At 63.8% G+C, this 12,898-nt stretch carries 14 protein-coding genes; 5 read left to right on the forward strand and 9 right to left on the reverse strand.

The window, feature by feature from the left end; translation table 11 throughout:
- The 7 genes from ACMUJL_RS01535 to ACMUJL_RS01565 form a co-directional block, all read right to left on the reverse strand.
- Positions 1-597 carry a hypothetical protein gene (locus tag ACMUJL_RS01535; RefSeq protein WP_375570952.1) on the reverse strand — a complete coding sequence of 199 codons (597 nt, stop codon included), beginning with the start codon at positions 595-597 and terminating at the stop codon, positions 1-3.
- Positions 594-914 carry a heavy metal-binding domain-containing protein gene (locus tag ACMUJL_RS01540; protein ID WP_375570950.1) on the reverse strand — a complete coding sequence of 107 codons (321 nt, stop codon included), beginning with the start codon at positions 912-914 and terminating at the stop codon, positions 594-596. Before ACMUJL_RS01540 ends, ACMUJL_RS01535 begins: the two co-directional genes overlap by 4 nt.
- 4 nt (positions 915-918) lie before the next feature.
- Positions 919-1,260, reverse strand: coding sequence for a DMT family protein (locus ACMUJL_RS01545; protein ID WP_068295168.1), 342 nt, complete (start codon positions 1,258-1,260; stop codon positions 919-921).
- Complete coding sequence (locus ACMUJL_RS01550) at positions 1,257-2,117, reverse strand: FkbM family methyltransferase (RefSeq protein WP_375570947.1); 861 nt, start codon at positions 2,115-2,117, stop codon at positions 1,257-1,259. The genes ACMUJL_RS01545 and ACMUJL_RS01550 overlap by 4 nt, the downstream gene beginning before the upstream one ends.
- Before the next feature lie 42 nt (positions 2,118-2,159).
- Positions 2,160-3,680, reverse strand: coding sequence for a Fe-S cluster assembly protein SufB (gene sufB, locus ACMUJL_RS01555; RefSeq protein ID WP_068295317.1), 1,521 nt, complete (start codon positions 3,678-3,680; stop codon positions 2,160-2,162).
- A gap of 61 nt (positions 3,681-3,741) precedes the next feature.
- The gene (locus ACMUJL_RS01560; RefSeq protein ID WP_375570945.1) at positions 3,742-4,782 is read right to left on the reverse strand and encodes a cysteine desulfurase family protein; all 1,041 of its coding nucleotides are present in this window, start codon (positions 4,780-4,782) and stop codon (positions 3,742-3,744) included.
- A gap of 39 nt (positions 4,783-4,821) precedes the next feature.
- On the reverse strand, positions 4,822-5,289 hold the full coding sequence (locus tag ACMUJL_RS01565; RefSeq protein WP_375570943.1) for an Rrf2 family transcriptional regulator: 468 nt from the start codon (positions 5,287-5,289) through the stop codon (positions 4,822-4,824).
- Between the two features lie 156 nt (positions 5,290-5,445).
- Here ACMUJL_RS01565 and ACMUJL_RS01570 point away from each other — a divergent pair, with 156 nt between their 5' ends.
- From ACMUJL_RS01570 to ACMUJL_RS01580, 3 genes are read left to right on the forward strand one after another with little or no spacing between them, the layout of a single operon-like run.
- On the forward strand, positions 5,446-6,102 hold the full coding sequence (locus tag ACMUJL_RS01570) for an alpha/beta hydrolase (RefSeq protein ID WP_068295158.1): 657 nt from the start codon (positions 5,446-5,448) through the stop codon (positions 6,100-6,102).
- A 4-nt stretch (positions 6,103-6,106) separates the two neighbouring features.
- Positions 6,107-6,346, forward strand: a complete 240-nt coding sequence (locus ACMUJL_RS01575; protein ID WP_375570941.1) for a hypothetical protein — start codon at positions 6,107-6,109, stop codon at positions 6,344-6,346.
- Positions 6,343-6,918: an HD domain-containing protein gene (locus tag ACMUJL_RS01580; protein ID WP_375570939.1), complete on the forward strand. Its 576-nt coding sequence runs from the start codon at positions 6,343-6,345 to the stop codon at positions 6,916-6,918. Before ACMUJL_RS01575 ends, ACMUJL_RS01580 begins: the two co-directional genes overlap by 4 nt.
- Positions 6,919-6,952: 34 nt before the next feature.
- On the opposite strand, the gene mfd is transcribed toward ACMUJL_RS01580, so the two are convergent.
- On the reverse strand, positions 6,953-10,414 hold the full coding sequence (gene mfd, locus ACMUJL_RS01585) for a transcription-repair coupling factor (RefSeq protein ID WP_375570937.1): 3,462 nt from the start codon (positions 10,412-10,414) through the stop codon (positions 6,953-6,955).
- 9 nt (positions 10,415-10,423) lie between these two features.
- Positions 10,424-10,969: a component of SufBCD complex gene (locus tag ACMUJL_RS01590; RefSeq protein WP_375570935.1), complete on the reverse strand. Its 546-nt coding sequence runs from the start codon at positions 10,967-10,969 to the stop codon at positions 10,424-10,426.
- Between the two features lie 118 nt (positions 10,970-11,087).
- Here ACMUJL_RS01590 and hemB point away from each other — a divergent pair, with 118 nt between their 5' ends.
- Positions 11,088-12,089, forward strand: a complete 1,002-nt coding sequence (hemB, locus tag ACMUJL_RS01595) for a porphobilinogen synthase (RefSeq protein WP_375570933.1) — start codon at positions 11,088-11,090, stop codon at positions 12,087-12,089.
- A gap of 175 nt (positions 12,090-12,264) precedes the next feature.
- Positions 12,265-12,825, forward strand: a complete 561-nt coding sequence (locus ACMUJL_RS01600; protein WP_068295148.1) for a YSC84-related protein — start codon at positions 12,265-12,267, stop codon at positions 12,823-12,825.
- Positions 12,826-12,898: the final 73 nt, after the last annotated feature.

The following is a 12,898-nucleotide window of genomic DNA, read 5'->3' on the forward strand; positions in this document are numbered from 1 at the left end:
TCAGGGGCGTGTCATCAGTTGGATCACCCGCAGCAGACGGTCTGCCGGTATGGGTGTCGGTGTCAGGTCAAAGCGGGCCATGCGGCCCGTGATGTCTGCGGGCGCGCCCAGAAACGCCTCGATCTGGTGGTGGCGCGGACGATTGGCGTAATCGTCATAGTAAAGCGGGATCGGCCGGGTGATCCGGTAGGCGGTGGCCAGCGCGCAGCCCATGCGGAAACGGCCGTCGACCAGCACCACATCGGGATGCGCAAGGTCGGGCCTGTCCCAGACCGCCAGTGGATAGGCCGGAAACTGTTTCCAGGCGCTGTCATCGACAGGATGGCCCCATTCCTTGGTCGGGCCGATGTCGGACCAGACGATGCTGACATCGCCCCTGGGCGGGTTCGCGGCAAACCAGTCGCGCATCATCTGCGCCCAGGCCTGATCGCTTTCGACCGAGGTGACGGTCTTGCCCATCTCGGCGGCCATCACGGTCGATCCGCCCGATCCGTATTCCAGGATCACATCGGCCTGCGCATAGGCCGCGCGCAGCACCTCGGCCTCTGCGGCGGGCAGGGTCAGTTCGGGCCGGGTGATGGGCGCGGCAAGGCTCATGCGGGTGTCACCGTCACGGCGGTGCCCGAGGCGCTGACCATCAGCATCGACTGTCCCACGATCTCGTAATCCAGATCCACGCCCACGACCGCATTGGCCCCCATCCGGGCGGCTTTCTCCTCGAGTTCGCGCAGGGCGACGTCGCGCGCATCCTGCAGCTTGGATTCATAGGCACCCGAACGCCCGCCGATGATATCGGTGATGCCGGCAAAGATGTCGCGCACGACATTGGCGCCCATGATCGCCTCGCCCACGACGATACCGTGATAGGTGGCGATGCGATGCCCCTCGATGCTGTTGGTGGTTGTGACGATCATGATCCTACCCTCTGAATACCAGCGCCGCACCCAGCGCGATGAAGCCAAATCCGGCGGCCGTGGTCCAGCTGATCGCCTCTTTCAGCCAGAAGACGGAAAAGCCGACGAAGACGACCAATGTGATCACCTCCTGGATGGTCTTGAGCTGGGCGGCCGTATAGACCTGATGCCCGATCCGGTTTGCCGGGACCGCCAGCGTATATTCGAACAAGGCAATGCCCCAGCTGATCAGGATCACCGCCAGCAGCGGGGCTGTCGGGAATTTCAGATGGCCGTACCAGGCGAAGGTCATGAAGACATTCGACATGGCCAGCAGCAGGATCGGTGTGACATGGGCCAGTGTCATGCGCGCAGCTCCTGCGGCAGAAGGTCGACATAGGCCGCCGGCAATGACTTGCGCGCCAGACCCCGCGCCACCATCGTATCCAGCGCCAGCAGCGCCAGGTCATGGCTGCCGATGGTGGCGGCCAGAAGCGCCAGAGCGCGCAGCTGCCCGTCGGTCCAGGCGCTGCGATCCTCGAAGCTGCGGATATAGACCGCGTCACCGTCGATCAGCTGGTTCGACATGGCCCGCGCGTTGACCCGCGCCTTCTGGCTGTGGTTCAGCATCCGCGCCTTCTGGTGCAGGAAACGGTGCAGCACGAAGCCCTGATCGCGCAACGCGCGATCCATCTCGTGCAGCATCGGCTCGCCGTCGTAAAGCCGGTAGAACCGCATCTCGGCAATGACCATCACCGCATCGGCCAGCTTGGCGCGGGCACCCGCGATCACATCGCATTCCGCGCCCTGTGCGTCGATCTTCAGCAGATCCACATGTCCGATCCGGTCGATGTCATCCAGCGCACTGGTCTGGATCCGGCTTTGCGTCTCCTGCCCCAGATGGCGGCGGAAATGCCCCAGATAGCCGATAGACGGCGCGCTGAGCGGATAGAGCGATGACATCTCGGTGGCGGGATAGGCATGAAAGGTCGCAGGACCGCCACGCCCCACCGCCACGGGCAGGTATGTCGCGCCGGGGGTCGACTCCAGCCGGGCGAAAGCCTCGGCATTGGGTTCGAACCCCCAGACATGGGCCAGCCCCGCCGCCATCAGCGGCTTGTAGACTGGCTTGCCCAACGGGTTCGCACCCACATCGACAATGGACAGGGGGTCGGCCAGATCAAGCCGCGCCCCCAGCATCGCGATCAGGGATTTTCCCGCCACTGCCATTGCCTTGTCCCAATTGCGGGGCCGAAGCCCCCGGCCTCAGCCGACGCTGCCTTCCAGAGAGATGGCGACCAGTTGCTGCGCTTCCATGGCGAATTCCATCGGCAGGGCCTGCAACACCTCGCGGCAGAAACCGTTGACGACCAGCGCCACGGCTTCTTCCTCGTCCATCCCGCGCGAGCGGCAATAGAACAGCTGATCGTCATCCACCTTCGAGGTTGTCGCCTCATGCTCGACCCGGGCGGTGTTGTTGCGCACCTCGATGTAGGGCACCGTGTGGGCGCCGCATTTGTCGCCGATCAGAAGGCTGTCGCACTGGGTATAGTTGCGCCCGTTCTGCGCCTTGGGATGCATCGACACCAGCCCGCGATAGGTGTTCTGCGCGCGGCCCGCGCTGATGCCCTTGGACACGATGCGCGACTTGGTGTTCTTGCCCAGATGCACCATCTTTGTGCCGGTATCGGCCTGCTGCATGTTGTTGGCAATGGCGATCGAATAGAACTCGCCCTGGCTGTCGTCGCCGCGCAGGATGCAGGACGGGTATTTCCAGGTCACGGCCGATCCGGTCTCGACCTGGGTCCACATCACCTTGGCGCGATCCCCGCGGCAATCGGCGCGCTTGGTCACGAAGTTGTAGATGCCGCCGCGGCCTTCCTCATCGCCCGGATACCAGTTCTGGACGGTGGAATATTTCACCTCGGCGTCTTCCTCGATGATGATCTCGACCACGGCCGCGTGCAGCTGCGCGGTGTCGCGCTTGGGCGCGGTGCAGCCTTCGAGGTAGGAGACATAGCTGCCCTTGTCCGCGATGATCAGGGTGCGTTCGAACTGACCGGTGTTTTCCGCGTTGATGCGGAAATAGGTCGACAGCTCCATCGGGCAGCGCACGCCGGGCGGCACATAGACGAAGGAGCCATCCGAGAAGACGGCCGAATTCAGCGTGGCATAGAAATTGTCCGAGGGCGGCACGACCGACCCGAGGTACTTCTTGACCAGCTCCGGGTGCTTGCGGATCGCTTCGGAAATCGAGCAGAAGATGACGCCCGCCTTTTCCAGGTCCTTCTGGAATGTGGTGCCAAGGCTGACGCTGTCGAAGACCGCGTCCACCGCGACCTTGCGGCCCTCGGCGGGCATGTCCTCGGCACCCTCGACGCCGGCCAGGATCATCTGTTCCTTCAGCGGAATGCCCAGCTTTTCATAGGTCGCCAGCAGCTTGGGATCGACCTCGTCCAGGGACTTGGGCTTTTCGATCATGCTCTTGGGCCGCGCATAGTAGTAGACGTCCTGAAAGTCGATCTCGGGATAGCTGACCATCGCCCATTTCGGCTCGTCCATCTGCTCCCAGCGCTGAAAGGCCGACAGGCGCCATTCGGTCATCCACTCGGGCTCTTCGTTCTTTTCGCTGATCAGGCGCACGATATCGGGGTTCACGCCCTTGGGGGCGAATTCCATCTCGATTTCCGTATTCCAGCCGTGTTTGTAGGTGCTGCCCACCTCGCGCACCGCCTCGACCGTTTCGCGGTCGACGCCTTCGCGGATCTCTTCTTTCAACGTGGTCATGCCCATCACTCCTGTTCGCGTCATCTGTCTTTTGCACCCGGTCTGCAGGGCGCGCTGTTGTTCATGCCGCGCGCGCGGCAAACTTGTGGCGCTTGGCTAGCCAGGCCTCGGCAAAGCGCCGCACCTCGTCTTCGGTCGTCTGCGGCCCCAGCGACACGCGGATCGCGCCACCGGCCACATCGTCGTCATATCCCATGGCGCGCAGCACGCGGCTGGCGCGGACCTTGCCGCTGGAGCAGGCGGATCCCGCCGAAATGGCAAATCCCGCGAGATCCATCTGCATCACCTGGGTCTCGCCCTTCCAGCCGGGTGTGGCGAAACAACTGGTGTTGGGCAGTCTTTCGCCCTCTCTTCCGGGAAAAATAGTATCCGGCGCCCCGGCCTCAATGGCGTTTTCTAGAATATTTCTAAGTTCCGCAACCCGGCCCCAGACACCAGCGGCCAGATCGCGCGCCGCAGCCTCGGCGGCCGCGCCGAAACCCGCGATGCCGATGATGTTCTCGGTGCCCGCACGCCGCCCCTGTTCCTGCCCGCCGCCACGCAGCTGCGCCGCAAGGTCCGTGCCCCGCCGGATCACCAGAGCGCCGATGCCCTTCGGCCCGCCCAGCTTGTGCGCCGAGACCAGCGCCATGGTGCAGCCCGTCCAGTTGAAGGCCAGCGGCAGCTTGCCGAAGGCCTGCGTCATGTCCGACACGGCCAGCCCTTCGGGCAGGGTCTGGACGACCCCGGTTTCCGAATTGGCCAGTTGCAGCGTCGCCTGTCCGGGATCGGGGACGCTCACCCGCCCTGCCCTGTCCACGGCCAGATCCGTGCCGACCCAGGCCGCCACCGCCTCGTGCTCGACCTCGGCGCCATGCAGGGCGCGCCCCGCAAGGGCCAGCGCCGCCGCCTCGGTCGCGCCCGAGGTAAAGATCACATCCGCGCCTTCGGCCCCCAGCGCCGCCGCCACCTGGGCACGCGCAGCCTCGATCAGCGACTTGGCCGCCCGCCCCTCGGCATGGACCGAGGATGGGTTGCCCACCAGGTCCATGGCGCGCAGCATCGCATCGCGGGCTTCGGCCCGCAGCGGCGTCGTGGCGTTATGATCCAGATAGGCGCGCAAGTTCAGCCCTTCATCGTTCCAGGAATACGCAGATCCACCTCAGGCCTCGTCCACAACGGGCATCGAGAAGAGCGAGGGCACGGCCGGACAGGGTGCCAGGTCATTGCACACCACATCCGACAGGCGTGTCTGATGCAGATAGACATAGACATGGGCGCTGAGGCCTTCCCACAGCCGGTTGGTCACCGATTGCGCGCGGCTGCCCGAGACCGCACCGCTGGCCCCTTCGCCGCGATGCATCGCGTCCACGGTTTCATCCACCGCGCCCAGAACATCGACCACGCGGATCTCGCTGGCCGGGCGCGACAGGCGGTAACCGCCGCCGGGGCCGCGCACGGACTCGACCAGGCCCGCGCGACGCAGTTTGACGAAAAGCTGCTCGAGATAGGGCAAGGAAATATCCTGCCGCTTCGAAATCTCGCCCAGCGTCACCAGACCGGCCGCAGGCTGAAGCGCCATATCGGCCAGCGCAACCATCGCATAGCGGCCCTTCGTGCTCAGTTTCATTGGCTTGCCTTCGTGAATTCATTGACGTCTTGGGGCGCAAGGCTTATCTGGCTTGAACCCGGCACGGCCGCACATTCCGATTTAGAAACGTTCTAAGGTGCTTGAGCAAATTCGTCAAGAATAATTGCCGCACCCATCCAGGAGATCAGAAACCATATGCCCGAGGTAATCTTTCCCGGCCCCGAAGGCCGGCTCGAAGGCCGGTATCACCCGCAAAAGGAACGTGACGCGCCTATCGCGATCGTGCTTCATCCCCATCCGCAGTTCGGCGGCACGATGAACAACAAGGTCGTCTACAACCTGCATTATGCCTTCTACAACATGGGCTTCACCGTGCTGCGGTTCAATTTCCGCGGCGTGGGGCGCAGCCAGGGCGAATATGATCAGGGCATCGGCGAGCTGTCGGATGCGGCCTCGGCGCTGGATTACCTGCAGTCGATGAACAACAATTCCAAGCATTGCTGGGTTGCGGGCTTTTCCTTCGGGGCCTGGATCGGGATGCAGTTGCTGATGCGCCGCCCCGAGATCACGGGCTTCATCTCGGTTGCGCCGCCCGCGAACATGTATGACTTCTCGTTCCTGGCACCCTGCCCGGCCTCGGGGCTTGTGATCAACGGCACCGCCGATCGCGTGGCCCCGCCCGCCGACACGACAAGTCTTGTCGGGAAGCTGCATGAACAGCGTGGCATCACGATCACCCACGAACAGATCGAGGGTGCGGGCCATTTCTTTGATGCGCCCGGCCAGATGGACCAGATGATCGGCACGGTCACGGATTACGTGAAGCGCCGGTTGACGGAAAATTCGCGGTGATTCCATGGGCGTAACCGAAGATCTTGCAGACGCGCTGGCCAAGGACGTCCTGGACGCGGTGAATGCCTTGGGTGATCCGACCCTGATCGACGACATCGCCCGCACGCTGGGCACCTCTTCGACCGTGACCGAAGAGGCCTTCATGACAGCAATCCGTGTCCGCACCGCCGAGGCGCGGGCACGCCGCTTGTTGAGGGAACGCGTGACCAAAGCGGCAGAGCGCAAGAAGGCCGCACCGGAATGACCCCGCGCCTCGACGCGCAGATGGCCTTTCTGACCGAGGCCTGCCGTCTGAAATCAGTCAACCGCGCCACCCGTCTTTGCGATGGGTCGCGCTATGAGAATTCAGGCGAGCATAGCTGGCACATCGCCCTCTATGCCCTTGTTCTGGCTGAACATGCACCCGAAGGCGTGACGATCGACCGGGTGATCCGCATGCTGCTGATCCATGACCTTGTCGAGATCGACGCGGGCGATGCCCCTATCTTTGGCAGCCATGACGCCGGCGCCCTGCAACAGGACGAATCCGCCGCGGCCGACCGCATCTTTGGCCTTCTTCCGGCTGATCAGGCTGCCAGCTTGCGGGCGCTGTGGGAAGAGTTCGAGGCGAACCAGACAGTTGACGCGCGCTTTGCCAAGTCGCTGGACCGGTTCCAGCCCCCCAACCAGAACCTGGCCGCAGGCGGTGGCAGCTGGACGGATTACGATGTCAGCTATGACACGCTGGTATCCCGCGTGGGCAACAAGATCGCCCATGGCGCGCCCACGCTGTGGGACTGGATCAATCCGCGCATCCGTGCGTTTTTCGGCATTTGATCAGGCGCTTATAGGTCATTCCTGTCGCGTTTTATCAGCCCTTGGCAGTGCTGCGTTTTCTTTCAGCCACAACCTTTTCGGCCAGATCGCGGGCAATCGCATAGGCGCCACGGATCTTTTCCTTTTCCGACGTCCAGTCGCGGCGCACCACGATCTTGTTGTCGCGTACCTTGGCCAAGCCGTTCTGCGCGCCGATGAATTCGACCAGCCCTTGCGGCGATGCGAACTTGTCGTTGTGAAACTGGATCGTCGCGCCCTTGGGCCCGCCATCCAGACGCGAGATGCCCGCCTTCTTGCACATCTCCTTGATCCGCACGATCAAGAGCAGCGTGTTGACCTCGCGCGGGAGCGGGCCGAAACGGTCGATCAGTTCCGCGGCAAAGCCTTCCAGTTCAACTTTGGTGTGCAAGTTGCTGAGGCGACGATACAATCCCAGTCGCACATCCAGGTCGGGCACGTATTCTTCAGGGATCAGCACCGCAACGCCAAGGTTGATCGACGGCGCCCATTGGCCGTCGCTGTCCGACAGCCCTTCCATCTCGCCCGCCTTGATCTTGGCAATCGCGTCTTCCAGCATCTGCTGGTAAAGCTCGTAGCCCACGTCGCGCATCTGGCCCGACTGTTCCTCGCCCAGCAGGTTGCCCGCACCGCGGATGTCCAGATCCTGGCTGGCCAGGGTGAAGCCCGCGCCCAAGGTGTCCAGGCTGCCCAGCACGCGCAGTCGCTTTTCGGCGGCAGGCGTCAGCTTGCCGCGCGGCTTGGTGGTCAGATAGGCATAGGCACGGGTCTTGGACCGCCCGACGCGCCCCCGGATCTGGTAGAGCTGGCTGAGGCCGAACATGTCGGCGCGGTGGATCACCATCGTGTTGGCCGTGGGGATATCAAGGCCCGATTCCACGATGGTCGTGGCCAGCAGCACATCGTATTTGCCATCATAGAAGGCGTTCATGCGGTCATCCAGTTCGCCCGCCGCCATCTGCCCATGGGCCACGACATAAGTGACCTCGGGCACCTGGGTTTTCAGGAATTCCTCGATCTCGGGCAGGTCGCTGATACGCGGCACGACGAAGAAGCTTTGTCCGCCGCGGAAATGTTCACGCAAGAGCGCCTCGCGGATGGTGACGCCGTCGAATTCCGACACATAGGTGCGGATCGACAGGCGGTCGACCGGCGGGGTGCCGATGATCGACAGGTCCCGCACGCCCGACAGCGACAGTTGCAGGGTGCGCGGAATAGGTGTCGCCGTCAGGGTCAAGACATGGATATCGCTGCGCAATTGCTTCAGCCGTTCCTTGTGGCCGACGCCGAAATGCTGCTCTTCGTCGATGATCAGAAGCCCGAGGTTCTTGAAACTGACCCCCTTGGCCAGCAGCGCATGGGTGCCCACGACGATATCCACCGTCCCGCGCGCAAGCCCGTCGCGCGTCGCCTGCGCATCCTTGGCGCTGACAAAGCGCGACAGGGCGCGCACCTCCAGCGGAAAGCCACGAAAGCGTTCCGCGAAGCTTTTGAAATGCTGCCGCGCCAGCAGGGTCGTGGGGGCGATCACCGCGACCTGCACGCCGCACATGGCGGCCACGAAGGCCGCGCGCATCGCCACTTCGGTCTTGCCGAACCCCACATCGCCGCAGATCAGCCGGTCCATCGGATTGCCCGATGACAGATCGGCCACAACATCTTCGATCGCGCGCAGCTGATCGTCGGTTTCCATGTATGGAAAGCGGGCGCTGAAGGCCTCCCATGCGTGATGCTGCGGTTCCAGCACGGGGGCGGATCGCAGGGCGCGCTCGGCGGCAACCCGGATCAACCGATCCGCCATCTCGCGGATGCGTTCCTTCAGTCGCGCCTTCTTGGCCTGCCATGCGCCGCCGCCCAGCTTGTCCAGAAGCCCCTCTTCATGACCGAACCGGCTGAGCAGTTCGATATTCTCGACCGGCAGGTAAAGCTTTGCGCCTTCGGCATATTCCAGCGTCAGGCATTCATGCGCGGCCCCCAGCGCGGTCACCACCTCAAGGCCAAGATAGCGCCCGACGCCGTGATCGACATGCACTACCAGGTCACCGGGGCTGAGGCTTTGCGCCTCGGTCAGGAATTCATCGGCGCGGCGGCGCTTCTTGGCGGTACGGATCAGCCTGTCGCCCAGCACATCCTGTTCGCTGATGACGGTCAGGCCCTCGGCCTCGAACCCCTGGTCAAGGGGCCAGACCGCCAGGTGCAGCCCGTGCTTGCCGATGCCGCGCGCATCGGCCACATGCACCGAACCGATCAGCCCTTCATCCGTGATCAGACCGTCCAGCCGTTCCCGCGCGCCTTCGGAATAAGAGGCGATCAGCACCGGCCCCTTGTCCATCCGTGCTTTCACGTGGGATGCCAAGGCCACGAAAAGGCTGAGGTTTTCCTGCTGGCGTTCCGGTGCGAAATTGCGCCCGATCCGCCCGCCCGCATCGATGACGCCGGGCCCCGTCGCCTGGGCCAGCGGGTTGAACTGCATGACCCGGCGCCCGGCAATAGCCCCGTCCCACGCCGTGTCATCCAGATAGAGCAGGCCCGGTGGCACGGGTTTGTAGACCGTGTCCATCCGCCCTTTCTGGGTCATGGCGAGGCGTCGCGTCTCGTATTGATCGGCGATGCTGTCCCAGCGCGACAGGCGCGTGGGCGTCACCTGGTCATCCTGGGTGATCGTGGCCTGGGGCAGATAGTCGAAGATCGTCTCCAGCCCCTCGTGGAAGAACGGCAGCCAATGTTCGATGCCGGCGTGTTTGCGCCCCGCGCTGACCGCCTCGTAAAGCGGATCATCGGTGCCGGCCGCGCCGAATTCGATGCGGTAGTTCTGCCGGAACCGGGTGATCGCCGCCGGATCAAGGATCACCTCGGACACCGGGGCCAGCTCGATCATCTCGAGCTTTTCGGTGGTCCGCTGGGTCGCCGGATCAAAGCGGCGCGCCCCGTCCAGCACATCGCCGAAGAGGTCCAGCCGGACCGGCCCGCCCTCGCCCGGCGGGAAGATGTCGATGATTCCGCCCCGGATCGCGTAATCGCCGGGTTCCATCACCGTGGGCGCCTGGGAAAAGCCCATGCGCACCAGAAAGGCGCGCAGCGCGGCCTCGTCCAGACGGCCGCCGACACGTGCGGTAAAGGCCGCCTCGCGCAGGACGTCCCGCGCCGGAAGGCGCTGCATCGCAGCGCTGATCGTGGTCAGCAGGACGAACCGCTCGGGCATCCCGTGCACCAACCCGGCCAGCGTGGCCATCCGCGCCGCCGAGATATCGGCATTGGGGCTGACACGGTCGTAAGGCAGGCAATCCCAGGCCGGGAAGGTGATCACCGGCATGGCGGGGGCAAAGAAACGCAAGGCGGCCTGCATCGCCGCCATGCGCTTGTCATCGCGGGCGACATGCAGAACGGGGGCGGCGCGGCGCTCGATCTCTTTCAGGATCAGGCGCGCGTCAAAGCCTTCGGGGGCACCGCCAACGGTGATGCGGGTCAGTTCGGTCATGCGCGGGTGTTATCCAAGCGGTCTGATGATGTGGTCAGGGATCAGATAGCTCAGGTTCTGATACATTCCCCATAGCGCAGTGATAAAAATCGACACGACACCGATGGCCTGAACCGCAAGGCGGTGCCGGTGCAGGACCTTGTGCAGCGCGGCACCGGTCGGCGCATCGCGGCGCAGACGCCGCGCGGTTCTGAACGACAGCAATCCCACGACGAACATCGGACAGGCCAGCAGAAACACCGCCTGTGACAACTGAAACCCGTAGACGAAGCCGGTCAGTCCCAGCAGGGTCAGGAAGAAGGCGCCGAATCCGATGATCCACAGCCCTGACACATGCGCGATATAGAGAAGCCGGTTCACGTTGATACGGACGATATCGTTCAGGTCCGTCTCGGCCTGCCCGCCCTGGGATGCGGCGCGCACCACCATGTCATAGGGCACCCCCAGCACCCAATGGCTGGTGCTGGACCACAGGACAGCCAGCATGATCCAGTACCACAGGTTCGAGAAGGACCGCAGGTTGATCGCTTCGCTGAGGGTGGAAAACAAGTCCAATTCAAAGGCCCTTTTCAACTTGACCGCTTCCATAGCGACGAAATTCGGCAATTCCTACCCTTGAGATGAAGCAATATCCATGCCACGCATGAGAAAACCAGAATGAGATGACCCACCGATGATCCCCAGCCAGGCCGCCTACCCCGCCACCCGCTTTCGCCGCACCCGTCAATCCCCCGCGATCCGCGCCTTGACGCAGGAAAACACGCTGTCCGTGGGCAATCTGATCTGGCCGGTTTTCGTCCGCGACGGCGAAGGGGTTGAGGAACCTGTCCCCTCGATGCCGGGCGTGATGCGCCGATCGGTCGACCGGGTGGTCGAGGCCGCGCGCGAAGCGGCAGACCTCGGCATCCCGGCGATCTGCCTCTTTCCCTATACCGATCCGGCCAAGAAGACCCGCGACTGCGCGGAGGCCTGGAACCCCGACAACCTGAGCAACCGCGCCACCCGCGCGATCAAGGCGGCGGTGCCGGGTATCGCCGTGATGACCGATGTGGCGCTTGATCCCTACAATTCCGACGGTCATGACGGGTTCTGGCGCGATGGCGTGATCCTGAACGACGAAACGGTCGCGGCGCTGGTCAAGCAGGCCCTGTCGCAGGCCGAAGCGGGTGCGGACATCATCGGGCCGTCCGACATGATGGACGGGCGCATCGGCGCGATCCGTCAGGCGCTGGAGGCGGGCGGGCATACAAACGTCATGCTGCTCAGCTACGCGGCCAAATATGCCTCGGCCTTCTATGGGCCGTTCCGCGATGCGGTGGGCGCGTCCGGCGCGCTGAAGGGCGACAAGACCACCTATCAGATGAACCCCGCCAATTCAGACGAGGCTATCCGGCTGGTCGAACGTGACCTGCGCGAGGGCGCCGACATGGTCATGGTCAAGCCGGGCATGCCCTATCTGGATATCTGCCGCCGCGTGAAGGATGCTTTCGGCGCACCGACCTATGCCTACCAGGTTTCGGGCGAATACGCGATGATCCAGGCCGCCGCGCAAAACGGCTGGATCGATGGCGAACGGGCGATGTTGGAAAGCCTGATGTGCTTCCGCCGCGCCGGTTGTGACGGGATCCTGACCTATTTCGCCCCGGCCGTGGCGCGCAAACTGGCCGGGGGCTGATCCGCCGGCTTTGGGCGAAGTCTCGCCAGATAGGCCCGTTTGAACGCGAGATACCCCAACAGTTGGTGACAGGGCGCTGAATTGCCTCTATATTCAGCGCAGAACCGGGGACGACAACAATCCGGTGCGCATAAAATGCGACAGTGGCAGCAGCATAACGGAACAGGCAAGACACATGACACAGATGAGCAGACGGACCTTCACCCTGACGGCATTGGCAGGCGCGGGCCTGACCGCAGGCTGCGGCAACGGGATCGGCAGTCCGGGGTCGGCCGTCATCGACAACCGTGTCGATGCCACGATGAACTATCTCTACTCGACCTATCCCAATACCCGTGATCTTGAACAGAAATCCGTCGGTCAGCTGGTGATGCCCCTGATCACCGAGGCCGGTTTCGGCATTGGCGGTGGCTACGGGCGCGGTGCGCTGCGGGTGGGCGGCACCACCGTTGACTACTATTCGGCCGCCAAGGGCAGTTTCGGCCTGCAGATCGGCGCGCAGCAGTTCGCGCATGTGCTGTTCTTCATGACCGATGATGCGCTGCAGCGGTTCCGCCGGTCCTCGGGGTGGGCGGCCGGTGCGGATGTGGAATACGTGATCAGCGACCGGGCGGACAATCTGCGGGCGGAAACGACCACATCCACCGCCCCTGTGGTCGCCCTGATCTTCGGCCAGGCTGGCCTGATGGTCGGTGCCACGCTGGAAGGTGTGAAATACACCCGCATCATCCCCTGATCCGGCATCCGGGGCAGACCGCAAGGCGGCCTGCCCCTGCCCTCTGTCCCCTGTCCTCTTTGCTGTCCCGCCC

This window comes from Seohaeicola sp., assembly GCF_048006315.1.
Lineage (GTDB): Bacteria > Pseudomonadota > Alphaproteobacteria > Rhodobacterales > Rhodobacteraceae > Seohaeicola.